At 39.5% G+C, this 24,442-nt stretch carries 21 protein-coding genes and 1 tRNA gene; 13 read left to right on the top strand and 9 right to left on the bottom strand.

The features are described from left to right. Positions 1–220: 220 nt before the first annotated feature. Positions 221–1,411 carry a 2-methylaconitate cis-trans isomerase PrpF gene (gene prpF, locus FTT99_RS15110; protein WP_180132014.1) on the bottom strand — a complete coding sequence of 397 codons (1,191 nt, stop codon included), beginning with the start codon at positions 1,409–1,411 and terminating at the stop codon, positions 221–223. 330 nt (positions 1,412–1,741) lie between these two features. On the opposite strand from prpF, the gene FTT99_RS15105 reads away from it, so the two are divergent. The 5 genes from FTT99_RS15105 to FTT99_RS15085 all read left to right on the top strand — a co-directional run bounded on the left by FTT99_RS15105 (position 1,742) and on the right by FTT99_RS15085 (position 8,600). Beyond that, entirely contained in the window at positions 1,742–3,130 is a 1,389-nt protein-coding gene (locus FTT99_RS15105; protein ID WP_078189974.1) for an amino acid permease, read from the top strand. A gap of 73 nt (positions 3,131–3,203) precedes the next feature. Continuing rightward, positions 3,204–3,276: transfer RNA gene (locus tag FTT99_RS15100), tRNA-Arg, on the top strand. A gap of 554 nt (positions 3,277–3,830) precedes the next feature. Continuing rightward, the gene (locus tag FTT99_RS15095) at positions 3,831–5,372 is read left to right on the top strand and encodes an outer membrane protein transport protein (protein WP_180161637.1); all 1,542 of its coding nucleotides are present in this window, start codon (positions 3,831–3,833) and stop codon (positions 5,370–5,372) included. Between the two features lie 304 nt (positions 5,373–5,676). Then, positions 5,677–6,849, top strand: coding sequence for an OmpP1/FadL family transporter (locus FTT99_RS15090; protein WP_180132015.1), 1,173 nt, complete (start codon positions 5,677–5,679; stop codon positions 6,847–6,849). Positions 6,850–7,208: 359 nt separating this feature from the next. Beyond that, positions 7,209–8,600, top strand: a complete 1,392-nt coding sequence (locus FTT99_RS15085) for an OmpP1/FadL family transporter (protein WP_180132124.1) — start codon at positions 7,209–7,211, stop codon at positions 8,598–8,600. Positions 8,601–8,673: 73 nt separating this feature from the next. Here FTT99_RS15085 and thrH read toward each other — a convergent pair whose 3' ends face one another. Continuing rightward, a complete protein-coding gene (thrH, locus tag FTT99_RS15080; protein ID WP_180085216.1) occupies positions 8,674–9,291 on the bottom strand; it encodes a bifunctional phosphoserine phosphatase/homoserine phosphotransferase ThrH in 618 nt (205 codons plus the stop codon). A gap of 200 nt (positions 9,292–9,491) precedes the next feature. Between thrH and FTT99_RS15075 the strand changes: the two genes are divergently transcribed. Both FTT99_RS15075 and FTT99_RS15070 read left to right on the top strand, forming a co-directional pair. Next, the gene (locus FTT99_RS15075) at positions 9,492–10,226 is read left to right on the top strand and encodes a phosphoadenylyl-sulfate reductase (RefSeq protein WP_180132123.1); all 735 of its coding nucleotides are present in this window, start codon (positions 9,492–9,494) and stop codon (positions 10,224–10,226) included. A gap of 166 nt (positions 10,227–10,392) precedes the next feature. Next, positions 10,393–11,772, top strand: coding sequence for a wax ester/triacylglycerol synthase family O-acyltransferase (locus FTT99_RS15070; RefSeq protein WP_180024052.1), 1,380 nt, complete (start codon positions 10,393–10,395; stop codon positions 11,770–11,772). Positions 11,773–12,085: 313 nt separating this feature from the next. Here the strand turns inward: FTT99_RS15070 and FTT99_RS15065 are convergent, their stop codons facing one another. The 6 genes from FTT99_RS15065 to FTT99_RS15040 form a co-directional block, all read right to left on the bottom strand. Next, on the bottom strand, positions 12,086–12,259 hold the full coding sequence (locus FTT99_RS15065) for a PA1571 family protein (RefSeq protein ID WP_168379036.1): 174 nt from the start codon (positions 12,257–12,259) through the stop codon (positions 12,086–12,088). Between the two features lie 142 nt (positions 12,260–12,401). After that, positions 12,402–13,856 carry a ribonuclease G gene (gene rng, locus FTT99_RS15060; RefSeq protein WP_111885603.1) on the bottom strand — a complete coding sequence of 485 codons (1,455 nt, stop codon included), beginning with the start codon at positions 13,854–13,856 and terminating at the stop codon, positions 12,402–12,404. A gap of 42 nt (positions 13,857–13,898) precedes the next feature. Then, positions 13,899–14,465 (bottom strand): Maf-like protein, encoded by a 567-nt coding sequence (locus FTT99_RS15055; RefSeq protein WP_180004322.1) that lies wholly within the window; start codon positions 14,463–14,465, stop codon positions 13,899–13,901. After that, positions 14,453–14,944: a rod shape-determining protein MreD gene (gene mreD, locus FTT99_RS15050; protein ID WP_180132122.1), complete on the bottom strand. Its 492-nt coding sequence runs from the start codon at positions 14,942–14,944 to the stop codon at positions 14,453–14,455. Before mreD ends, FTT99_RS15055 begins: the two co-directional genes overlap by 13 nt. Then, the gene (gene mreC, locus FTT99_RS15045) at positions 14,931–15,788 is read right to left on the bottom strand and encodes a rod shape-determining protein MreC (RefSeq protein WP_078189984.1); all 858 of its coding nucleotides are present in this window, start codon (positions 15,786–15,788) and stop codon (positions 14,931–14,933) included. Before mreC ends, mreD begins: the two co-directional genes overlap by 14 nt. Positions 15,789–15,804: 16 nt before the next feature. After that, on the bottom strand, positions 15,805–16,851 hold the full coding sequence (locus FTT99_RS15040; RefSeq protein ID WP_086178633.1) for a rod shape-determining protein: 1,047 nt from the start codon (positions 16,849–16,851) through the stop codon (positions 15,805–15,807). Positions 16,852–16,984: 133 nt separating this feature from the next. On the opposite strand from FTT99_RS15040, the gene gatC reads away from it, so the two are divergent. The 6 genes from gatC to FTT99_RS15010 all read left to right on the top strand — a co-directional run bounded on the left by gatC (position 16,985) and on the right by FTT99_RS15010 (position 23,880). Next, positions 16,985–17,299, top strand: coding sequence for an Asp-tRNA(Asn)/Glu-tRNA(Gln) amidotransferase subunit GatC (gene gatC, locus FTT99_RS15035; RefSeq protein WP_078189985.1), 315 nt, complete (start codon positions 16,985–16,987; stop codon positions 17,297–17,299). A 51-nt stretch (positions 17,300–17,350) separates the two neighbouring features. Then, positions 17,351–18,829, top strand: a complete 1,479-nt coding sequence (gene gatA / locus FTT99_RS15030; protein WP_180132121.1) for an Asp-tRNA(Asn)/Glu-tRNA(Gln) amidotransferase subunit GatA — start codon at positions 17,351–17,353, stop codon at positions 18,827–18,829. Further along, on the top strand, positions 18,829–20,304 hold the full coding sequence (gene gatB, locus FTT99_RS15025; RefSeq protein ID WP_180132120.1) for an Asp-tRNA(Asn)/Glu-tRNA(Gln) amidotransferase subunit GatB: 1,476 nt from the start codon (positions 18,829–18,831) through the stop codon (positions 20,302–20,304). The genes gatA and gatB overlap by 1 nt, the downstream gene beginning before the upstream one ends. 61 nt (positions 20,305–20,365) lie before the next feature. Beyond that, on the top strand, positions 20,366–21,994 hold the full coding sequence (locus FTT99_RS15020; RefSeq protein WP_180161635.1) for a hypothetical protein: 1,629 nt from the start codon (positions 20,366–20,368) through the stop codon (positions 21,992–21,994). Positions 21,995–22,339: 345 nt separating this feature from the next. Next, complete coding sequence (locus tag FTT99_RS15015; RefSeq protein ID WP_180132129.1) at positions 22,340–22,957, top strand: hypothetical protein; 618 nt, start codon at positions 22,340–22,342, stop codon at positions 22,955–22,957. A gap of 344 nt (positions 22,958–23,301) precedes the next feature. Further along, positions 23,302–23,880 carry a DJ-1/PfpI family protein gene (locus FTT99_RS15010; protein ID WP_180132130.1) on the top strand — a complete coding sequence of 193 codons (579 nt, stop codon included), beginning with the start codon at positions 23,302–23,304 and terminating at the stop codon, positions 23,878–23,880. A 108-nt stretch (positions 23,881–23,988) separates the two neighbouring features. Here the strand turns inward: FTT99_RS15010 and FTT99_RS15005 are convergent, their stop codons facing one another. Next, the gene (locus FTT99_RS15005; protein ID WP_257229311.1) at positions 23,989–24,435 is read right to left on the bottom strand and encodes a hypothetical protein; all 447 of its coding nucleotides are present in this window, start codon (positions 24,433–24,435) and stop codon (positions 23,989–23,991) included. Between the last annotated feature and the right edge of the window lie 7 nt (positions 24,436–24,442).

The following is a 24,442-nucleotide window of genomic DNA, read 5'->3' as shown; positions in this document are numbered from 1 at the left end:
TCGCAAGAGATGCGATGGATGTCTGATGATTTGTAGTCATAAATTTAAGTCCCCACTTGTTTCTAAGTGGGGACTAAATTAAGGCTTATAGGATGAATTCAGAAGGTGTGTTCAGCGGACGCTTACATACCAATTCATGATTTGCTTATTCATATAAAAGATAAAGGCAAAAAAAAGCCCCTGCAAAGCAGAGGCTGATTTCAAATGAGATGTTAAATGCTTAATCTAAACTATCCGCAGGAATACGCACCCAGCCTTCCATTAAGACACGCGCACTTCGGCTCATCACGGCTTTTTTAACGACCCACTGACCATTTTCATAAATTGCTTGCGCACCTACACGTAGCGTCCCAGATGGATGTCCAAAACGCACAGCTTCTCGCTCCCCACCACCCGCAGCTAAGTTCACAAGCGTCCCCGGTATCGCCGCAGCTGTACCAATGGCAACTGCCGCTGTGCCCATCATTGCATGATGCAGTTTCCCCATTGATAAGGCACGAACCAATAAGTCCGTATCTTGTTCTGAAATATGTTTAGAACTCGAAGATGTATAGGCTTTCGGCTTTGAAACAAATGCAATCTTTGGGGTATGTTGACGCTGTTCTGCTTCAGCAATATCTGAAATCAAACCCATTTGTTGTGCACCATAAGCACGGATTTTTTCAAAACGGGCCAATGCCTTGGCATCACCATTGATCGCATCTTGCAGTTCAGTGCCGACATAACCAATATCTTCTGCATTTAAGAAGATCGTTGGAATACCTGCATTAATAAATGTTGCAGGGAAACTGCCTTCATCGGGTACGGTTAAGGTATCAACCAAATTCCCTGTAGGGAACATAGCGCCGCCATCTTCACCATCATCTGCGGGGTCTAAAAATTCAATTCGAACTTCGGCTGCTGGGAAGGTCACACCATCTAGTTCAAAATCACCAGTTTCTTGTACTGCACCATCAGTAATAGGTACATGCGCAATAATGGTTTTTTGAATATTGGCTTGCCAAATACGAACCGTACACAAACCATTTTCAGGAATACGTGATGCTTCAACCAAACCATTTGAAATGGCAAATGCACCAACCGCTGCCGTTAAGTTTCCGCAGTTACCACTCCAGTCGACAAATGCTTTATCAATCGACACTTGTCCAAATAGATAATCTACATCATGCTCAGGCTGTGAACTTTTTGCCAAAATCACGGTTTTACTGGTACTTGAAGTCGCTCCACCCATCCCATCAATTTGTTTACCATAAGGATCTGGACTGCCAATCACACGTAATAAAAGTTGGTCGCGAACTTTTCCAGCTTGTTGTGCTGCAAGCGGTAAATCATCTAGCTTGAAAAATACACCTTTACTTGTACCACCACGCATATAAGTCGCTGCAATTTTAATTTGGGGAGCAAAACTCATTTTTATTGAATCCTTAATCTTTATCATTGTGTTTTGGCAGAGCGTTCTTTTCTGCGCTTTTGCATCATACAATGTTTAATTGAAGTTTTAACAATCACATGACTTAAGTATAAAAAAACAACATTCGATACCTTTTCCATATAAAGCCAAGTATAAGAATTTCAATTAAAATAAAATTAATCTATTGATTCATAAATTTTTAATTCAGCATTTAAAACGAAAAATAGGTTATTAAATATATAAATACTTTTCATAAATTTTGAGCTACTAGGCTATTCATTCTCTATACATTACAATTACCAAAATTAAACCATTCTCGGGAAGAGTAACTTGACTACCAATTCCTCCGAACTCAAGCGTGGCTTAAAGAATCGTCATATTCAATTGATTGCCATGGGTGGTGCAATTGGTACAGGCTTATTCTTGGGCTCAGCGCATGTGATTCAATCTGCTGGACCATCCATTATTCTCGGCTACGCGATTGGCGGTCTGATCGCCTTTCTAATTATGCGTCAGTTGGGTGAAATGATCGTCCATGAACCTGTAGCGGGTTCATTTAGCCATTTTGCATATAAATATTGGGGGAAATTTCCAGGTTTCTTAACAGGTTGGAACTACTGGATTCTCTATATTTTAGTGGCAATGACAGAACTCACCGCTGTTGCGAAATACATCAATTATTGGTGGCCTCATATTCCAGCGTGGGCATCAGTACTGTTCTTCTTCGTGATCATTACTTTAGTAAACTTAGGTAATGTGAAGTTTTATGGTGAATCTGAGTTTTGGCTGTCGATTATTAAAGTCACTGCGGTTATTTCTATGATCGTATTTGGTTTGTATTTGCTACTGACTGCAGATGCCAACTCAACAGCATCATTTACCAACTTATGGAGTCAGGGCGGCTTCTTCCCAAATGGTTTTGAAGGCTTATTCTTCATGCTGGCATTCTTGATGTTCGCCTTCGGTGGTATTGAACTGATTGGTATGGCGGCGGCCGAAGCTGAAAATCCAAAAGAAACTATTCCTAAAGCGATTAACCAAGTTGTATTTCGTATTTTGATTTTCTACGTGGGTTCTTTGACTATTCTATTGTCACTTGTGCCATGGAATCAGCTTGAACTAGGTGGTTTAGACAAAAGTCCATTTGTGATGATCTTTAGCCAACTGGGTATTGATTGGGCTGCACATTTACTGAACTTCATTATCCTAACTGCAGCACTGTCTGTATATAACAGCGGTATGTATGCCAATAGCCGTATGCTTTACAGCTTGGCGAAGCAAGGTAATGCACCAAAAGTTTTCGCAAAAACCAACAAAAGTGGCGTGCCAATTCCAGCAGTATTACTTTCTGCAGTACTGATTTTCGGCTGTGTACTCTTAAACTACTTCGTACCTGAAGATGCACTTGGTCACTTAATGTATGTGGTTGTTGGTGCGCTTGTCCTGAACTGGGCGATGATTACCATGACTCACTTACAGTTCCGTCGTGCAAAACGTATTTTGAATTTTACAACGTCTTATCCTGCACTTTGGGCACCAGTCAGCAACTACATCGTTCTGATCTTTATTGCTTTAGTTCTATTTATTATGTGGACTCAGGGCTTTATGGAATCAGTTCTAATGATCCCTGTTTGGATTACAGTCATGTTATTAATGTTTAACTATCTTAATCCTAAAGATTTGAGCGACATTGACCCTAATGAAGTTCATAAAGACTAAGTAATTTAAAAAGTTATTGTTTCGGCAATAACTTTTTTTTTAGCTAAAATAGGAGTACATTAGCCTCCGTCTTGCGCTCTTAGCTTAACTGGATAGAGCAGTTGCCTCCTAAGCGACCGACGTGGGTTCGAGTCCCACAGAGCGCACAATTTTTTAGACACCTCACCTCTCTGATTTTTTCAACTCACATTTATCAATAAAACTAAATTCAGAATTCTTAAATCCAATTTTTACATTTCAAATTCAAAATTCATCTCTGATTTTTTAACTTAATCTTTGTTTTTACTGATTTTACTCTTGAGAGTTTGTTTTTAAGAAGAATTGAATAGCACTTTTAAATTCCCTAACCATCTATTTGTCAATGCAAAAAATGACACATGGTGTGGTCTATAAGGCCAAAAAATCAATTTATGACTGCCCATATCAAAATATTTTCAATTATTTTTAGGTTTAGAAAATAATGCAGTAACTAAAAATATTAAATAATAATCAAAATGTTATATGTATTAATTAGTACATTTACTCTAAATAGTTCGTTTTTCAATCATATTTTTTAATCTAGAGCATTTACTCTTATTTTAATTGTGCTATTTTTGTCACATGGAGTAACAATTAAGCCCAAGAGTATTAAAAAGTTTTCCATAACGAATATATGCATTAACCATAAAAATCAAATTCGTATCTCAAGGAATGACGAAGAATGAAATTAAAAACTTTAGCTACAGCCATGATTCTTGCTTCAGTTCCAATGACAGGTGCTTTTGCAGCAGCAATGGACCGTTCAGGCCAATCTATGTCTGCATTCTTACAACCAGGAAATTATTTTGAAGCAGGTATTTCAGTTCTAGACCCGACAGTATCTGGTAAAGAAGCTGGTGAAACAGCTACACGTCGTAATATTGAAGACATGGCTGATGATTATTACTTCCCTTCAGCCGCATTAAAACTACAATTAACTGATAAGTTTTCATTCGGTCTTCTATATGACCAACCATTTGGTGCCGCTGCTGAATATAAAGGTAACAATGCTTTTGTTTCACAAGCTTCTGACACGGTATTACCTCAACCACTATTAGACAGCATGGTTCGAAATGAAGTTACTCAAACTTTAAATCAACTTACAAGTACACAAATTGTAGGTTTAGCAGTGCAAGGCTTGCTTGCACAACAAGGTATGTCTCCAACTAACCCAGCTTATAATGCTACTTTACAAGCAACAGTGACAGGTATTATCACTCAAGCAGGTGGTAATGTTGATACAGCTGCTGCTGCAGTACGTCCACAAGTTGAAGCTGGGGCATTTATTCAAGGTCAACAGCAATTACAACAACGTTTAGATAATGCAGGTGTTGCTCTAGGCCAAGGAAATACAAAAGTTTCTGTAGACACTCAGAACTTAGCTTTTGTTTTTGGCTTCCAACCTACGCCAAATTGGAACATCTATGCTGGTCCTGTTTATCAAACAGTTAAAGGTAGCGTAAGCCTACGTGGTCAAGGCTATAGCATTTTTAATGGCTATGACTCAAACATTAAAGAAACTGGTGATCTTGGTTGGTTGGCAGGTGTTGCTTACCAAATTCCAGAAATTGCACTTAAAGCTTCTTTAACATATCGTTCTGAAATTGACCATGAAACGACAATTCGCGAAACAATTCCAACTGCTGGCGCGTTAACGCTACTTGGTCAAAACCCTGCAGATGTAGTTGGAGCTAAGGGCACTTCGACGATTACTACACCTCAGTCTGTAAACCTTGATTTCCAATCTGGTATCATGGCTGACACCGTTGCATTTGCAAACGTGCGTTGGGTTGAATGGTCAAATTTCGCAATTCGTCCATACCAATTTGGTTTAATGTCTGAAGCAGTTGGACAATTACCAGCAGTTAACCGTCCGAACGGCTTTAACTTAGTTGAATATTCTGAAGACCAAATTTCTGCAACAGTTGGTGTTGGTCGCAAACTTAGTGAACAATGGGCTGGTAACGTATCCGTAGGTTGGGACTCAGGCGCTGGTAACCCTGTATCAACACTTGGCCCTACTGAAGGTTACTGGAATGTCGGCTTAGGTTTACAATTTAGTCCAGCACCGAATTACTTCATTGCTGGTGGCGTGAAATACTTCATGCTCGGTGATGCAAAATCTCAAACAGCTGCTCAATTTGGTGAAGATAGCCGTATTGTTGGTGAATTTGAGGATAACGATGCTTGGGCATACGGTTTAAAAATCGGTTACCGCTTCTAATTCTCGGTATCAGTAGATTGGAAATATATCCAATCTACTATTGTAAAAATAATTTAATTCAAATGTTCATAGATTGAGCATTTGAATTTTTTAAGTTCAAAGATAAACATTAAGTTAAATACTCTATTTTTTTATTTATAAATCATAAACATAAATAACACCTTCTAGAATAATTACTCTAGCATTGCTTATTTTTTAACTTATACAGTTCATTTTTAGAGTAGCAACTCTTATTTACTGTTTTTCTATTTATGTTACTTTCCACACATTGAAATAACATCAAAAGTTACAAACAGGGAAAAGTATGCGCTTAAATCACCTTAGCTACGCAATTTTACTTACCGCTTTACCAACAGCATCATTATTTGCAGCGGGTCTAGATCGTTCAGGTCAGTCTATTTCAGCATTCTTACAACCTGGTAACTACGCAGAAGCTGGCATTTCTATTTTAGACCCAAAAGTAGAAGGTCAAGATTTACTGAAAAACAAAGTTGATGACATGGGTGAAGACTACTACTTCCCTTCAGCAGCAATTAAAGTACAAGCGACTGATAAAATTTCTTTAGGTTTGATCTATGATCAACCGTATGGTGCAGATGCAGCATACGACAGCAATTCACTTTTCTTCAGTTCAAACGGCACGGGTACAAGTGTTGAAGTTGATACACAAAACCTAACAGCGTTAATTGGTTACCAACCAACAGAGAACTGGAACCTCTATGCAGGTCCAGTATGGCAAACTGTTGAAGCAGATATCAAACTCCGTGGTTTAGCTTACCAAGGCCTTTCTGGTTATAACATCAAGATTGCTGAAGAAGAAGCATATGGTTGGTTAGCAGGTTTCGCCTACTCTATTCCAGAAATTGCTTTAAAAGCTTCTGTAACGTATCGTTCAGAAATTAAGCACAAAGCAACTGGTGAAGAAACTTATACGCTTTCATCTCCTATGACTGTTGCTCCTGATGTTACTCTACCTACAGGTACTACGATCGGTTTAGCTGACGCTCGTGTTGATGCAATTACACCACAATCTGTAAACGTAGATTTACAAACTGGTATTGCTGCAAACACTTTAGCTTTTGCTAACCTTCGTTGGGTTCATTGGGATCAATTTGCAGTAACACCGCAAGCATTATTCCAACGTTCAGGCGGCAACAATTTAATTGATTATTCTGACGATCAGTACTCAATCACTACAGGTATTTCTCGTAAGTTCAATGATAAATGGGCGGGTACTGCAGCTGTCGGTTATGACTCTGGTGCAGGTAACCCTGTAACAACACTTGGCCCAACTGAAGGCTACTGGAGTGTTGGTTTAGGCGGTCAATACAGCCCTGCTGAGAACTATTTCATTCAAGCTGGTGTGAAATACTTCTGGTTAGGAGATGCGAAAGCGCAAACTGGCGGTACAGTTGTTGGCGAATTCAAAGACAATACTGCGCTTGGTTATGGCATGAAAATTGGCTATCGCTTCTAAGAATTAAAAAACTAAAAGCTCCTATATGGGGCTTTTTTTATTTTTGCATGTGACCCATTTCACACAATACATTTAGAATTTTATATAAGTTGCTTATTTTTCGAACAATTGATTTTATATCAATAATTTAATGGATATTTATTTTATATATTTAATAACAATAGTTTATCTAAAAATTATTAAAGTATTTATTCTAATTATTTAAAATCAACAGCTTTTTTTTACCCTAAGTTCAAATTTAGAGTCTTTACTCTTTTTTTATTATGCTATTTTTTGGTGCAAGATATGATTAAAAAAATTACATATCTTTAAATTTTATTAACGCATTGACGCGTTTTTTATACTAGGAAAGTAGAAAAATGAACTTAAAAGCATTAACAAGTGCCATTTTATTTGCCAGCGTACCTACGACCGGGGTGTTTGCCGCAGCAATGGATCGCTCTGGGCAGTCAATTTCTGCATTTTTACAACCGGGTAATTATTTTGAAGCAGGGATTTCAGTTTTAGATCCAAACGTCTCAGGTGTAGATATTAAAGGCCAAGCTACAGGTGATATGGCTGAGGACTATTATTTCCCAGCTGCTGCATTAAAAATTCAACTGAATGAGCATTTCTCATTTGGTTTAATTTATGATCAGCCTTTTGGTGCAGAGGCTAAATATAATTCAAATAGCGTCTTTTCAGCAAAATCTACTGATTCTGTCCTAGGTGCACTAGACCACAAAACAGTCGCTCAATTTAACAGTAAGGCCACTGAAGTTACTGGTCAAACTGAAGTGGATGTAAAAACACAAAACCTTTCTCTTTTATTTGGTTTTCAACCTAATGAGAATTGGAATTTTTACGCAGGACCGGTATACCAAACTGTTGAAGGTAAAGTAAGTCTGCGTGGTGAAGCTTACAGCATGATGTCTGGATATGATGCAAATATCAAAGAAGAAGGTGATCTTGGATGGCTAGCGGGTTTTGCATATCAAATTCCTGAAATTGCCTTAAAGGCATCCCTAACATATCGATCTGAAATCGAACATGAAGTAAATGCAACTGAGTCATTCCAATCAATTGATAACTTCACTGGCTTAAGTGCACCAATCTTAAACATTATGCTTGGTCCAATGGGTGCCAAATTACCGAAAGAGCAACGTGATGCTGTAATTGCAGTAAGAAATGCATTAGTTGCATCTAATTCACTTCCAGAAGGTAAAACAAAAGTTACCACGCCACAATCGGTAAATTTAGATTTGCAATCTGGCATCATGGAAAACACTGTTGCCTTCGCAAATGTACGTTGGGTAGATTGGTCTAAATTTGCAATTAAACCTCATGAGTTTGGTATTAAAGCAGATATTTTAGGTTCTTTAGTTGCTGGTTCTAACGGTATCGTTGGCTACACAGATGGTTTTAACTTAGTCGACTATTCTAAGGATCAATGGTCTGTAAATGCAGGCGTTGGCCGTAAATTTAATAATCAATGGGCTGGTACAGTCATGGTCGGTTGGGACTCTGGTGCAGGTAACCCAGTGTCAACTTTAGGCCCAACCGAAGGTTACTGGAGCGCTGGCTTAGGTGGACAATTTAGTCCAACACCTCAATCGTTTATTCAAGCTGGTGTTAAATACTTCTGGTTGGGTGATGCGACTGCACAATCTGGTTCACACTCTGTCCCTGGTAATGAAACAGCTGCAAATGTTGCTAACTTTAAAGACAACGATGCAATCGGTTACAGCTTAAAAATCGGTTACCGTTTCTAAGTTGCTTTAAAAACTTTGGATTAAACAAGAAAGGGCGCTATAAGCGCCCTTTTCTATAACTTACTATTCAGAATTAAGCTGGAATATCCCGAATAGAAGCATTACGAATCGCTTCTTTCAGTGCAGCATAGCCATGAATTGGTGGAAACTGTGGAAATTCAGCAATCACATTGTCAGGCGCATCAAATAAGAAACCCGCATCTGCTTCACCAAGCATCGTCGTATCATTATAAGAATCACCTGCTGCAATTACACGGAAGTTTAACCCATGTAATGCTTGAACGGCTTTACGCTTTTGATCAGGTTGACGAAGCTTATAAGCTGAGATCATACCATTTTCATCAGTTTCTAATTTGTGACAGAAAATCGTTGGCCAACCAAGTTGCTGCATTAATGGATGTGCAAACTCATAGAAAGTATCTGAAAGAATAATTAATTGAAAATGAGTACGTACCCACTCTACAAACTCTTTTGCACCTTCAAATGGCCCCATATCTGCAATTACGTCTTGAATATCGTTTAACCCCAAACCGTGTTGTTTTAGGATATTTAAACGTTGAGTCATCAACACATCGTAATCTGGAATGTCACGAGTCGTTGCTTCAAGTTCTTTAATGCCTGTTTTTTTCGCAAAATTAATCCAAATTTCAGGTACTAAAACCCCTTCTAGATCTAAACAAACGACTTCCATGCACTCTACCCTCTGTTAAGTGAAAAAATTTTTTCAATATCATAGCGGAAGAATAAAAAAATGCATTGTTCTTTTTTAAATCTATTTTTTTCATAAGTATCTATTTTTTAGTGATAAGTGTGTTTTAGCATTTCAATTAAAATAGTTCTGAAATAAATTAATATAGGTTTTAACGTTCCAAGCCTATAGCCAGGACATTCATGACTACCATCCCTACTATTGACCTTGTCGATGCACTTGCATCCGAATATGCAGATAAATCACCTTCTGAGATTATGAAACTTGCGCTAAGCCAGCAAGGTGAAGTTGCGATTTCCTTTTCTGGTGCAGAAGATGTTGTACTGATAGATCTTGCATCGAACTTAGGGATTCCATTTCGTGTATTTAGTTTAGATACCGGTCGCTTACACCCTGAAACTTACCAATTTTTAGATACTGTCCGTAAACATTATAAAATTGATATCGAAATCTGTTTCCCAGAAAGTGATGCGGTACAAAAACTGGTGACAGAAAAGGGCTTTTTTAGCTTTTATCAAGATGAACATAAAGAATGCTGTGGTATCCGCAAAGTACAACCTTTGCGTAAAAAACTAGCCACTTTAGATGGGTGGATCACTGGTCAACGTAAGGACCAAAGCCCTGGTACACGTAATGAAATTCCAGTGGTACAAGCTGACCCAGGTTTTTCAGGTCCGGGCAAGCAATTAATTAAATACAATCCTTTGGCAAACTGGTCTAGCGCTGATGTATGGAACTATATCCGTCTAATGGAAATTCCATATAATCCACTACAAGAACGTGGCTTTATCTCGATTGGCTGTGAACCATGCACTCGACCTGTTTTACCGAATCAACACGAACGTGAAGGTCGCTGGTGGTGGGAAGATGCAACCCATAAAGAATGCGGCTTACACGCAGGCAACATGAAAAAATAAAGAGCACAAAACCACTGCACAGCAGTGGTTTTTTCAACGCATCGATACACATAATTCCGTATCATTTCAACGTAAAAACGCTATACTGCAAATGACAATTTAATAATTCTAACAATGCTACTCATACATGAGCAGCTGTAGAAATTGCAGTGAGGCAATCAACGCTATGCGTCCATTACATCCTATTGATTTCATATTCTTAAATTTAGAGAAACGGCAACAACCGATGCACGTAGGTGGCCTATTTTTATTTCAGATCCCTGACAATGCACCTGATACTTTTATTCAAGATTTAGTCGCAGATATTCGTAATTCAAAATCCATTCCTATTCCTCCTTTTAACAATAAACTCAATGGCTTCTTTTGGGATGAAGACGAAGAGTTTGATTTAGATCATCACTTTCGCCATATCGCACTGCCGCATCCCGGTCGTATCCGTGAACTTCTGACTTATATTTCACAAGAACACAGTGCGCTGATTGACCGTGCAAAACCGCTTTGGACTTGCCATATTATTGAAGGCATTGAAGGCAATCGTTTTGCCATGTACTTCAAAATCCACCACGCGATGGTCGATGGCATTGCAGGTATGCGTTTAGTTGAAAAATCACTTTCGCATGACCCAGATGCTAAAAGTATTGTACCGCCATGGTGTGTGGAAGGCCCTCGTGCAAAACGCCTCAAACAGCCTAAAGTCAGTCGTATGAAAGGTCTCCTATCGACCATTAAGGGACAACTTGACTCAACACCACGAGTTTTGTATGAACTATCACAAACTGTAATGAAAGATATGGGCCGTAACCCAGATTATGTATCTAGTTTCCAAGCGCCGAGTTCAATATTAAACCAACGGGTTAGTTCTTCACGTCGTTTCGCTGCTCAGTCTTTTGAATTTTCACGTTTGTCACATATTGCCAAGTCACTTGGTGTAACAATTAACGATATAGTGCTCGCAATTTGTTCAGGCGCATTACGTGAATATTTAATTACACAAAATGCTTTACCTAAAAAGCCATTGATTGCCATGGTGCCTGCATCTGTTCGTACCGATGATTCAGATATGTCTAACCGTATTACCATGATTTTGGCAAACCTAGGAACCCATAAAGAAGATCCGCTAGAACGCTTGAAGATTGTGCGTCGTAGTGTGCTCAATGCCAAAGAACGCTTTAAGCGCATGAACTCGAATCAAATTTTAAACTACAGTGCCTTTGTCTACAGTGCAGCAGGTTTAAATATTGCATCAGGCTTTATGCCAAAACGTCAGGCCTTTAACTTGGTCATCTCAAATGTTCCCGGCCCACAAGAGCCGTTATATTGGAATGGCGCACGCTTAGAAGCGCTCTACCCTGCGTCCATAGTGTTAGATGGTCAAGCGCTTAATATCACTATGACTAGCTATTTAGATAAGCTTGAAGTGGGTCTAACTGCATGTCGTAATGCACTGCCAAAAATGCAAAATTTACTGTCGCATTTGGAAGAAGAAATTCAACGATTTGAAGCTATTGTGAATCAAGATTCCCCAAAGTTACAGGCGGTTAGCTAACCGCCTGCTTCACAACTTAGTATCAGTTCATCAGCAGATTGAACCATCAAAAATTAAAAACCCGTCTAAATTAAACAATCTAGACGGTTTTTTTAGTATTTGAACTTTGATTAATTTTTTGGAGTAATTTATGTGTATAAGCTAAAATTTAGGTGAACAAATCCGTTGTTATTGTTTAATTACGACTTGTAGATACGCACTGATAATTAAGTTTATTTTCCATTCTTTATAAAATTTTAGCGCATTAATAAATTTAGAATCGCGCGTTAGCACTTTAACCCTCTGGATTATATTATTATTTATATTTCAATATTTAAGCTTTAATTGCTCGGCACTGTTTAAGTAACTGATGACAAGCAGAGCGAATCATAGACGCTGTAATTTGAACTTCATTACCACGCTCATCCACGATATAACCTGAATGGATCGCTTTTGCTTCAACAACAGTTTTAAGACCACTTTTCATTACTGTTTTACTAACACCCATAGTACACCTCTTTTTGCTAAGCCATTTTCAAGTCCAATGCAGGAAAATGGCTTTGGCTATTTGATGTGTCTAGTATTCAAAATAACAGTTCAAAAGTAAAATCTCAGTTGTAACAAGTGTTTAACGATATTCTGTTACAATTTCAGCTCAGAATGATATCGTATTGCTCTTGCGTATATAAATTTTCCACTTGGAACTTGATCACACGGCTAATAAAGTGCTCTAAATCAGCTACCGCAGGTGCTTCAGCAGTTAACAATCGGTCAATCACCGACGGATGTGCCACCACAGTGAAACCACTTTGTGATTCATAAGCACGTGCATATCTCAAGATTTCACGGAAAATTTCATAGCAAACTGTTTCAGCCGTTTTCACATAACCACGCCCCTGACAGGTCGGGCAAGAATCACAAAGCAGATGCTCCAGAGATTCACGGGTGCGTTTACGGGTCATTTCCACCAAACCCAGCTCAGATACTTGAGTGATCTTGGTTTTAGCATGATCGCGCTCAAGCATTTTCTCAAACTGGCTCATCACTTCTTCTCGATGATGTGCTTCTTGCATATCAATGAAGTCAATAATGATAATCCCGCCCAAATTACGTAGACGGAGCTGACGTGCAATGACCTGTGTGGCTTCCATATTGGTTTTAAACACAGTGTCTTCAAGCGAACGACCACCTACGTAGGAGCCAGTATTGACATCAATCGTGGTCATGGCTTCAGTTTGATCGATCATCAGATAGCCGCCAGACTTAAGTGCTACACGTGTCTGTAAGGCTTTCTGAATATCTTCTTCGACATTGTACAAGTCAAAAATTGGACGCTCACCTGGATAATGCAGTAAGCGATTTTGCATACTCGGTACAAATTCTTGGACAAACTCTTGCAATTTGCCATGTACTTCGCGTGAGTCGACCTGAATTTTAGACGTTTCTTCGTTGGCTAAATCACGGATGACGCGTTGCGGTAAAGGTAGCTCTTCAAAAATCAAAGATGGTACGACAATACTGCGTTGTTTACGTTGTATGTATTCCCACAGTTTTGCTAAATAGGCCATGTCCTGCGCAATTTCACATTCAGGAATACCTTCGGCAGCAGTACGAACGATGACTGAACCCGGTAAGTTGTGTTCCTTTTGAATGCGTTCAATCATGCTACGCAAGCGATCTCGTTCTTCTTCAGACTCAATGCGCTGAGAAACACCGGTATGACTGCCATATGGCATTAAAACAAGGTAACGAGAAGGAATAGAAAGATCAGTTGATAGTCGTGCACCTTTGGTACCCAACATATCTTTCATGACTTGTACGGTGAGTACTTGCCCTGGTTGTAACAGCTCAAAAACATTCGGGGTTGGTTGATTGCGCTGCCAGACCATATCATTGATATGTAAAAAAGCCGTTCTCGACAATCCAATATCAATAAAAGCAGCCTGCATACCCGGAAGCACGCGAACAACTTTCCCTTTATAAATATTGCCCACTAACCCACGCTTCACGGTGCGCTCAACAAATAATTCATTGACCGTACCGTTTTGAATCAACGCCACACGACATTCCATCGGTGTGACGTTAATCAACAACTCGTCAGACATATCAAAACTCAAAACATTATAAAAATTCTTGTGTTGCAGCAGTTAATTTAATGCCTTAACTGTCTGTAATAACTGTACGGTTTCATGCAAAGGCAGCCCAACAACATTGCTGTAGCTCCCTTCAATACAAGGAATATAGCGCGCAGCAATTCCTTGAATAGCATAGGCTCCCGCCTTGCCGATTGGTTCACCTGTTGCCCAATAGCTTTCCATGTCAGCTAGACTCAGCGTTTGAAATTCAACCTGTGTGCGCACTACTATACTGTATATTTGATCTTTTGTACTGACACAAACACCTGAAAACACATCATGTTTTCGTCCAGAGATCATTTCCCACATAGAAAAAGCATGTGCTTTCGACGCTGGTTTTCCTAAAATGTGCTCATCTACGCCTAAACTAGTATCGGCGGCAATAACGATAGCATCAGGGAATTGTTGTTGTACTGCGCAAGCTTTGGCACGTGCTAAACGCTCTACATAATCCGCTATAGGTTCTCCTTCCAACACGGACTCATCAATATCTGGACTGAAAATTTCAAATTCCAGACCTAATTGTTGCATTAGTTCGCGTCGTCGAGGAGAACTCGAAGCTAAAATTATATGCGCCATTTTCTCAGGAAGTAATACATGATTGGCCAAATGATTAAGCTAGTAACAATTGGCTGCCAATGGCGAGCAAATGAAAACTGTGCCCCACCCATCACTTGAACAATCCACACAAACAGTAAATGCGCGAAAATTGCCATTGCAGCAATAATCCATAAATTACCAAATGTGAGAATACGACGTTCACGGGTCAAAAAGCGTGTCACAAATGCAATGACCACAAAACTCAGTGCGTTCATGCCAAATGGCGCATCAGTCAATAAGTCGGTAAATAGACCTGTGGCAAATGCAAACCAAACACCGCACCATGTCGGCTGACAGAGTACCCAAAATAGCATGATCATCATCATGAATAATGGGCGCCAACCCGATAGGTCGTAAGAAAGCGGATACACCATCAGCACGGATGCCAAAATGATGGAAAACATAATCGGAAATAATGGGTCGCGCTCTGTATGACGACTAAGCTTAGCGAGTGACATGCGGTTGCTCCATCGCTAAAGAATCGGAAAATAGCACAACCACATGATGACCACCTGCCAATTGGGCAGCAGGATTGATATCAATTTGGGCAAATTCACCGCTATTGTGACGACTGACTTTCGACACTGTACCCACCAAATAACCCGCTGGGAAATGTGCCCCTAGACCTGAGCTATAGACTTTTTCACCGACTTTGATATTCGCACTGGTTGGCACGTATTCCATCTTAAGTCGACCTAAGTCACCTGTACCCGTAACGATTGCACGCATACCGGTATGCTCCATACGCACGGATAAAGAGTGCTCTTTGTCTGAGAGCAACATGACACGGCTACTATGCGGGTAAACATTGATAATTTGCCCCATAATGCCCTTGTCATCGAGTACAGTTTGTCCCACTTTAAGCTGACTGCTGGCTCCACGGTTAATCACAATAATATGACGTAAGGGATCAGCATCGGTACCAATGACCTCGGCAATCTCCATACGACCATCAATGATGAGTGGTGTATCGAGTAGTCCACGCAGTCGAGTATTTTCAGCAGAAAGTTCAGAAAGTTTCTGTAAACGGACTTGAGCCTGAATTAACTCTGCTTGCATCGCGGTATTTTCACGACGTAATTGAGCTTCAGACTTGGTTTGTTGATTCAGCCATTCTCGCGATAACACTGGATAGCTTGCAAGTGCATAAATTGGATTATATGCCGCATACAAGACGTCTCTGGCCGGTTGAATTACATGTGGCATGCGCCAATCAAAGAAAAGCACCACCAAGCATGTAATCACCGCAATGATAAATGAGCGAAAAGATGGCGGTTGTCTTGAAAACAGTTGCGTTTGCACCCGCCGAGTCCTTTTCTTAGCCTACAAATAACATGTCATGATTTGGGTTATCGAAGAATTCGAGAACCTTACCACCACCACGTGTAACACATGATAGTGGATCTTCTGCAACCACGACAGGAAGACCTGTTTCTTTTGCAAGAAGCTTATCAAGATTGCGAAGTAATGCACCGCCACCAGTCAACACAATACCGCGTTCTGCGATGTCTGAAGACAACTCAGGTGGCGTTTGCTCTAGTGCAGATTTAACCGCAGCCACAATGTTTTGCAGTGGATCAGAAATCGCTTGAGTCACTTCATCAGAAGTTACGGTAATCGCACGAGGTACACCTTCAGCCAAGTTCCGACCACGGACTTCGATTTCCAAAGGTTTTGCACCTTCTTCTGGAAGCGCCATACCAACTTCTTTTTTGATGTTTTCTGCAGTGGTTTCACCAATCACACAACCATGTGCTTTACGCACGTAATTAATGATTTGTTCATCAAATACATCACCACCGATACGTAGTGAGTCTGCATAGACACAACCTTGAAGTGAAATGATCGCGATTTCAGTTGTACCACCACCAACATCGACAACCATCGAACCACAAGCTTGCTCAACAGGCATACCTGCACCAATTGCAGCAGCCATTGGCTCTTCAATTAAGCGAACTTCACGTGCACCTGCATTGTATACAGCTTCACGGATTGCACGGCGTTCCACCAACGTCGATTTACATGGCACACACACCACGACACGCGGTGCAGGTGGGAACAAACGTTTTTCGTGCACTTTGCCAATGAATTGATTCAACATCGTTTCAGTGACTTCAAAGTCAGCAATCACACCATCTTTCATTGGGCGAATCGCAGAAATATTTGCAGGTGTACGACCTAGCATTTGCTTCGCGTCAAGACCTACTGCGGCAACGATTTTTTGTGAACCACTGTGGCGAATTGCCACCACCGTCGGTTCATTTAATATAATGCCTCGTCCTGGCGCATAAATAAGTGTATTTGCAGTGCCTAAATCAATGGCAAGATCCGGCGAAAACAAGCCAATTAGTCGTTTTAGAATCACGGGGACGTTCTCAGTTAAACTTTTATATGGACGCAAGGTGGCAACTTTAACTAAATGTGATGATTTGAACAAGTCAATCGCTTATTATAAGCCACGATATTTTGAATTTTTTTAATACTGATTAGGTAATGTTATGTCTACATCGGATGCACAGCATTCTGCAGATCTAAATGCACAAACAGTTTCAGCGATTGCCCATCTGGCTCGATTGTCGCTAGATGAAGCGCAATCTGCTGACTATGCTCAAAGTTTAAATAAAATTTTAGGCATGATGGAAACCCTGAAAGGCATCGATACTGACGGTGTTGAACCACTAAAAAGTCCATTCGACAATCCACAGCCCTTACGTGAAGACGTGGTATCTGAGACCAATCATCGCGAAGCATATCAAGCAGTTGCTCCTGCAGTACAGGATGGCTTGTACCTTGTTCCGCGTGTGATTGAATAATTTTTATTCAGATCAACATTTTTTCAAATTAAACGTAAAGAAATATTTCTCATGACAGATTTACATCGCTTATCAATTCGTGAATTGTCTGAAGGTTTGGCTGGCGCTAAATTTTCTTCACGCGAATTGACTGAACACTATTTAAAACGCATTGAAAAAATCGATGCTCAAGTCAAGTCATACGTGACCGTGACTGCTGAACAAGCACTTGCGCAAGCAGATGCGGCTGATGCTGCAATTAAATCAGGCAATGCAACTGCGTTGACCGGTGTACCAATTGCGCACAAAGATATTTTCTGTACCCAAGGCATTAAAACCACTGCTGGTTCTAAAATGCTGGACAATTTTATCTCTCCTTACGACGCGACCGTTGTAGCGAAAGGTAAAGCTGCGGGCCTTGTCACTTTAGGTAAAGTGAACATGGACGAATTCGCCATGGGTTCGACCTCTGAAAATTCATTTTATGGCGCAACGGCTAACCCGTGGAACTTAAACCATGTTCCCGGTGGTTCTTCAGGCGGTTCTGCGGCAGCGGTAGCGGCTGATCTTGCGCCTTTCGCAACAGGTACAGATACAGGCGGTTCAATCCGTCAACCGGCGTCTTTCTGTGGTTTGACTGGCCTTAAACCGACTTACGGTCGTGTTTCACGTTTCGGTATGATTGCGTATGCATCATCTTTAGACCAAGGCGGCCCGATGGCACGTTCGGCTGAAGATTGTGCTTACCTCATGAACGTGATGGCAGGTCATGACGCGAAAGATTCAACTTCGGTTGAAAAAGACGTAGACAACTATGTGGCGAACCTCAACGGCACATCGGTTAAAGGCTTACGCATTGGTATTCCGAAGCAATACTTCAATGTTGCAGGTTTAGATGCTGACGTGAAAGCACGTGTTGAAGAGTCACTGAAAAAGCTTGAAGAAATGGGCGCAATCTTGGTTGAGATTGACCTAAACATGACTGAAAGCTACGTGCCGACTTACTACTTGATTGCCCCTGCTGAAGCATCGTCTAACTTATCTCGTTTCGACGGCGTACGTTATGGCTACCGTGCAGAAAACCCTGTGGATTTGATGGACTTGTACAAACGTTCACGTTCTGAAGGTTTTGGTAAAGAAGTTCAGCAACGTATCCTGATTGGTACATACGCGCTGTCTGCGGGTTACTACGATGCTTATTATGTGAAAGCACAAAAAGTACGTCGTTTAATTCAACAAGACTTCTTAAAAGCATTTGAATCTGTAGACGTGATTGCGGCTCCTGCTGCACCGACTACGGCATATAAGATTGGTGCAAACTTATCTCCTGTAGAAATGTACTTAGGCGACATCTACACTATTGCAGTGAACTTGGCAGGCTTACCTGCGATTAACGCGCCTGTTGGTTTTGACAAAGACAACTTGCCTGTTGGCTTACAGTTGATTGGTAACTACTGGTCAGAATCTCAATTGTTGTCTGTGGTGCATCAGTACCAACAAGCAACCGATTGGCATACACAACGCGCTGCAATTGCTGAGGAGAATGCATAATGGCTAAAAACGCTGCGAAACCAAAATCTAACCTGATTGATGGTTGGGAAGTGGTGATTGGTATCGAGATTCACACTCAGCTTGCAACCAATACCAAAATTTTCTCAGGTTCATCAACTACGTTTGGTCAAGACCCAAATACGCAAGCGAGCCTTGTTGACTTGGCAATGCCGGGCGTATTGCCAGTATTGAACAAAGAAGTGGTTGATCTTGCGATCCGCTTTGGTTTGGGTATCGATGCTTACATCGACCAAGCGTCTGTGTTTGCACGTAAAAACTATTTCTACCCTGACTCTCCAAAAGGCTACCAAATCAGCCAAATGGATAACCCGATTGTGGGCTTGGGTCATATCGACATCCAACTTGAAGATGGCACAGTAAAACGCATTGGCGTAACACGTGCGCACCTTGAGGAAGATGCTGGTAAATCGATCCATGACCAATTTGAAGGCCAATCGGGTATCGACCTCAACCGGGCAGGTACACCGTTACTTGAAATCGTATCTGAACCTGATATGCGTTCGGTTGAAGAAGCGGTTGCCTACATTAAAGCGATCCACACTTTAGTGCGTTGGTTAGGCATTTCTGACGGTAACATGGCAGAAGGTTCGTTCCGTGCGGACTGTAACGTGTCACTACGTCGTCCGGGTCAACCATTTGGTACGCGCTGCGAGTTGAAAAACTTGAACTCTTTCCGTTTCATTGAACAAGCGATTAACGTTGAAATTGAACGTCAAATGGAAATCTTGGAATGGGATGGCACCATCGACCAAGAAACACGTTTGTTCGACCCTGTGAAGATGGAAACGCGTTCTATGCGTTCTAAAGAAGAAGCGAACGATTACCGCTACTTCCCAGACCCTGACTTGTTGCCTGTCATTATTGCAGATGCGCAAATTGAAGCGGCACGTGCTGCCCTTCCTGAGCTTCCTGCTGCACGCCGTGCGCGCTTTGTGGCTGACTTTGGTGTAACTGAGTACGATGCTCACGTGTTAACACTGACACGTGAAATGTCAGAGTTTTATGAAGACGTGGTAAAAGCTGCGGGCGGTGCTGCACAAGGCAAAGTTGCTGCGAACTGGGTGATGGGCGAATTCTCAGGCGCTTTAAACAAAGCGGGCTTAGAGCTTCATGACTCTCCTGTATCTGCTGAAAAACTTGGCGGCATGATTGCACGTATTGTGGATAACACCATTAATGGCAAAATTGCGAAACAAGTGTTCGGCTTTATGTGGGAAGAAGGCAAAACTGCGGACGAGATTATTGCGGAAAAAGGCTTGAAACAGGAAACTGATACAGGCGCAATTGAAGCGATTATTAAGGAAGTGCTTGCTGCTAACGAGAAGATGGTTGAAGAGTATAAATCTGGTAAAGAGAAAGCCTTTAACGGTCTTATTGGTCAAGTGATGAAAGCTGCGAAAGGTAAAGCTAACCCTGCGCAAGTAAATGAATTGATGAAGAAATTGATTGGTTAAATTAATCAATTAATGTATAAAAAGCTTATCTTCGGATAAGCTTTTTTTTGGTAGAGAAAAAATGAATCAGGAATTTAAAGAAATTTCAAATACGATAAAAAATATTGATCCAATAATAGTGGAACTAAGAAAAATCAATGTTACTGAAGATATCGAACTTGCGCTAGCTAGACTTACTCAAGGTTTCAATGAGTACAAAAGATTTTTTTTAACTTATCATGACATTATTAATAATTATGTTTTTTTTAAAAATTCCAGTAATTCTATTATAAATTCCTTAATAAAATTAGAGTCAAAAATTCCAAAAACCTCCAATTTATTATTAAATCCAGAATACAATCATGATTACATTAAAAATATTCAAACTCACATTTTTAAGATAATTAAAATTATTGATGATGCCATAGATTATTGTAAAAATAATAAAAACTACAACTTATTAAAACCATTGCAAGATTTAGAAAATACATCTCGCAATCTTATAAATATTTATAAAAACTTATATCCAGTTGTTTCTAAAAACAATCAATTAAAAAACTTCTTCTTGGAAAATAAAAATATTTTATATATAAACCAAGAGATTGTATCAAAACTCAATACTTTATCAAACATGAAAAATAATGAAGACACATATAAAAAAACAGATGAAATAATAGATGAAATAATAGAAACTTTTAATAAAACACTTGAAATTGAATATAGAAATCTTAATGGAAGTGTAGATAATCTTTATTATCAAATGCTTTCTCTATATAGAACAAGAATTAGCTTAATTGATTATCAAAAAGATCTATCATTAAATTTAGAAACTGAGAAAGCAGAAATTCACAATTTAATTGACAATTATAAAAATCAAATAAAAGATACTAAAGAATCTCTTATCAATACAATTGAAATTAATAAAGATAATTTAACCACCTATAATAAAAATTTAAATAACCTAATAAACGAACAAGAAAGAAAAACTGCCGATCAAAGTACAAAAATACAGTCTAACAAAATAGCAATTGATACTCTCACCCAAACTTTGGAAAATGAAATTACACGACAAAAAAGCAATATAAGAACAAGTTTAGAAGATACTGCGACTGACCTAAAAAATGATATTAAAAATACCAAACAATCTCTTGATAAAGATGCAACAGAACTCAACCTAACAATGAAAAGATATAGAAAAATTATTAGTCTTTCTACTTCTGAAATTATGCTACAAAAATTTAAAACAAATTCAAGAATTGAAATGTGGACTTATTATATTTTAAACTTAGTATCATTAGGGATAGTTTTTTTCTTAGTTCTTGAATCTTACCAGTCTATCGAAGCATATATATCAAAGGATATTAAGGAGTTAGTAGAGAGAGATTTCCACTATATTATACTCAAGATATCATTAACGGTAATTTCATTCTTTATTTTAATTTTTATTTCTAGAATATCAAATAAGGCACATTACCATTGGAAACATAACGAAAATATTTACCTAAAATTATATGCTCTAAAACCTTATATTTCTGAGATGAGTCCTGAAAAACAGCTAGAAATCCAAGAGAAACTCATTGATGTATATTTCGGAAAAGAAAATTCATCTGAAAAAAAGGATACCGACTTACCTGAAAATATTAGTCAAATTGTGAAAACATTAATAGAAAAACTCCCATTAGAGATTAGTAAAAAAGACGATGAGAAGTAAAATCCTAATAAATTACTATATATCACTCTTTCAATAAGTGGGACTTTAATTCTCCAAACACTTCACACTAAAAACAACATGACCATGAAAAAAGTATCCTCCATTGCCAAACTCGAAGACTTAGGACGTATTCAACTTTTAAAGTCATTTTTTATACGTGACTTCTACCCTCATCCCCCGCCATCTCCCAAAGGGAGAAGGAGCATCCATTACTAATTTAATACCGTTAAGGATTCTGTAATAGAAATTACCTCCCTTTTAAAGAGAGGGTTAGGAAGAAGTAAATATTTAATTTTCATATTTTTAACCATACAATCAATCAAAACACTTCACACTAAAAACAACATGACCATTAAAAATGTATCCTCTATCACCAAACTCGAAGACTTAGGACGTATTCAACTGTCAAAGTCTTTTTTTATGCGCGATTTCCTCTATAGCGAAATCGCAAATTGGTACGGTGTACCTAACTTCCCCGACCATCCTGACATTGCGATTCGTATGGGCTCAAAACTTTGCGAAGAACTACTTGAACCACTGCAAGAAAAGTTTGGACGTATTGCTATTCGTTCCGCGTACCGTTCACCAAGCGTGAACCAAATCGGCAATGAAAAAGGACACAACTGCGCGAGCAATGAGAAAAACTTTGCAAGCCATATTTGGGACTATCCTGACGCAAAAGGCTACGGTGCAACGGCGTGTATTATCATTCCCTCACTCATCGATTTAATTGAAAAAGACCCAAATAATTGGAAACAGATTGCATATTGGATTCACAATCACTTGCCATACAGTCATCTAGAATTTTTTAAAAAAGAAAATACGTTTTGTGCATTCAATATCGGTTGGCATGAGAAACCACTTAAAGAGATCAATAGCTATGTCACAGGATCTAAAGGCAAGCTGAAAGTAACGCATGAACCAAATCTAGACTATGAAAAATTTTATCCTGATTTGCTGTGATTTATCCCTCTCCCAATGGAGAGGGAGCTTTCAAAGTGAATAAATACTTAAACGATTTTTTGGATATCCCCCTCTCCTTTTAGGAGATAAGCAGCACTGCTGCACAAGGGAGAGGTAAATATTTAACTTTTTAAAGCTATGTGAAAAACACCAAAGTCATTAATAATTGATAGCGTCTAGCCTACTAAACTCATCATAATTTGAACTATAAACATCTATAACTTTTATAAATCCAGATAAAAATATACAACTAAAGAATTTACAGCCTGCTTAAAACTGTCATTTCAATATGCTAAGGTAAATGAAAAATTGATATAAATCATATTTCAACAGAGGGTTACATTATGTCAAAACAAATTCTTATGCTTGTAGGTGACTATGCTGAAGACTACGAAACCATGGTACCTTTTCAGTTTTTAGTTGGTCTTGGTTATACCGTTCATGCCGTTTGCCCTGACAAAAAAGCCGGTGACAACATTGCCACAGCGATTCATGATTTTGAAGGTGAACAAACCTATAGCGAAAAACGCGGTCATAACTTTGCCATTAACTATGACTTTGATGCAGTTAACTCAGAAAACTATGTCGGCTTAGTGATCCCGGGCGGTCGTGCGCCTGAATATTTACGTATGAATACACGTGTGATTGAAATCGTACGCGAATTTGACGCGGCGAAAAAACCTATTGCAGCGGTTTGTCATGGGGCGCAAATTCTAGCGGCAGCCGATGTGCTAAAAGGTCGTACCTGTTCGGCTTACCCAGCATGTGCAGCCGAAGTTAAACTGGCTGGCGGTCAGTATGCAGATATTGCAGTCACGGATGCAGTGACCGACGGTCATTTAGTTACTGCTCCTGCTTGGCCTGCTCACCCTGCGTGGATGGCGCAATTTGTTAAAGCATTAGGCGCGACGATTACCATTTAATGCTTGAGTCACCAAACTAAAACGCATTGGATCATCATCCATTTAGGGTGAATCCATAAAAAATGCTCCTTGTATAAAAGGAGCATTTTTTATTTACTCAAAATAAAATTAACGAACCACACCTAACTTATTCCAAATTTCTGGGGTTAAAAATTTGGTCACCAATTTATTCAAATCGACATAACGCAGTACGCCTTGTAATTGTTGTTTAATTTCAGGCGTCCTTAATATTTCATCCCCCGTGATACTACCAAGCTCTTGAAAACTTTCGCCTACAGCCTGTAGACCGTCGGCTTTAATTACAGCCTGCGTTTGCGTAGAACATTGCTCCACCAAAATTCGCTGCATCACTTGAGCCAGATTTTTATCGAGTTGCGTTTTTTGCGCATCACTAACATTACTGTATTGTTTTAAATCTGGATGCGCTGCCAAGGCAGAAAAGGTCCATTGCAAAACCGTGGTTTTATCTGCGGCAGTGGTCGATTTCACTAAACATTGACTAAGCTGATCGACCGTCGGACTCGCCAAACTCACCTGAGTCGTTCCGAGCATCATGAGCGTC

This window comes from Acinetobacter sp. YH12040, assembly GCF_013420005.1.
GTDB classification, from domain to species: Bacteria; Pseudomonadota; Gammaproteobacteria; order Pseudomonadales; family Moraxellaceae; genus Acinetobacter; species Acinetobacter amyesii.
The sequence above is the reverse complement of the archived record's forward strand: the minus strand, read 5'-3'. Positions and strand labels throughout refer to the sequence as shown.

What these genes read in the sequence shown, in the direction of transcription:
- FTT99_RS15075 (WP_180132123.1), top strand. Translation starts at nt 9,492, where the DNA reads ATGACTACCATCCCTACTATTGACCTTGTCGATGCACTTGCATCCGAA.
- thrH (WP_180085216.1), bottom strand. Translation starts at nt 9,291, where the DNA reads ATGGAAGTCGTTTGTTTAGATCTAGAAGGGGTTTTAGTACCTGAAATT.
- gatB (WP_180132120.1), top strand. Translation starts at nt 18,829, where the DNA reads ATGGCTAAAAACGCTGCGAAACCAAAATCTAACCTGATTGATGGTTGG.
- gatA (WP_180132121.1), top strand. Translation starts at nt 17,351, where the DNA reads ATGACAGATTTACATCGCTTATCAATTCGTGAATTGTCTGAAGGTTTG.
- FTT99_RS15005 (WP_257229311.1), bottom strand. Translation starts at nt 24,435, where the DNA reads ATGATGCTCGGAACGACTCAGGTGAGTTTGGCGAGTCCGACGGTCGAT.
- gatC (WP_078189985.1), top strand. Translation starts at nt 16,985, where the DNA reads ATGTCTACATCGGATGCACAGCATTCTGCAGATCTAAATGCACAAACA.
- mreD (WP_180132122.1), bottom strand. Translation starts at nt 14,944, where the DNA reads ATGTCACTCGCTAAGCTTAGTCGTCATACAGAGCGCGACCCATTATTT.
- FTT99_RS15090 (WP_180132015.1), top strand. Translation starts at nt 5,677, where the DNA reads ATGCGCTTAAATCACCTTAGCTACGCAATTTTACTTACCGCTTTACCA.
- FTT99_RS15085 (WP_180132124.1), top strand. Translation starts at nt 7,209, where the DNA reads ATGAACTTAAAAGCATTAACAAGTGCCATTTTATTTGCCAGCGTACCT.
- prpF (WP_180132014.1), bottom strand. Translation starts at nt 1,411, where the DNA reads ATGAGTTTTGCTCCCCAAATTAAAATTGCAGCGACTTATATGCGTGGT.
- rng (WP_111885603.1), bottom strand. Translation starts at nt 13,856, where the DNA reads ATGTCTGACGAGTTGTTGATTAACGTCACACCGATGGAATGTCGTGTG.
- FTT99_RS15020 (WP_180161635.1), top strand. Translation starts at nt 20,366, where the DNA reads ATGAATCAGGAATTTAAAGAAATTTCAAATACGATAAAAAATATTGAT.
- FTT99_RS15055 (WP_180004322.1), bottom strand. Translation starts at nt 14,465, where the DNA reads ATGGCGCATATAATTTTAGCTTCGAGTTCTCCTCGACGACGCGAACTA.
- FTT99_RS15095 (WP_180161637.1), top strand. Translation starts at nt 3,831, where the DNA reads ATGAAATTAAAAACTTTAGCTACAGCCATGATTCTTGCTTCAGTTCCA.
- FTT99_RS15015 (WP_180132129.1), top strand. Translation starts at nt 22,340, where the DNA reads ATGACCATTAAAAATGTATCCTCTATCACCAAACTCGAAGACTTAGGA.
- FTT99_RS15065 (WP_168379036.1), bottom strand. Translation starts at nt 12,259, where the DNA reads ATGGGTGTTAGTAAAACAGTAATGAAAAGTGGTCTTAAAACTGTTGTT.
- FTT99_RS15070 (WP_180024052.1), top strand. Translation starts at nt 10,393, where the DNA reads ATGCGTCCATTACATCCTATTGATTTCATATTCTTAAATTTAGAGAAA.
- FTT99_RS15010 (WP_180132130.1), top strand. Translation starts at nt 23,302, where the DNA reads ATGTCAAAACAAATTCTTATGCTTGTAGGTGACTATGCTGAAGACTAC.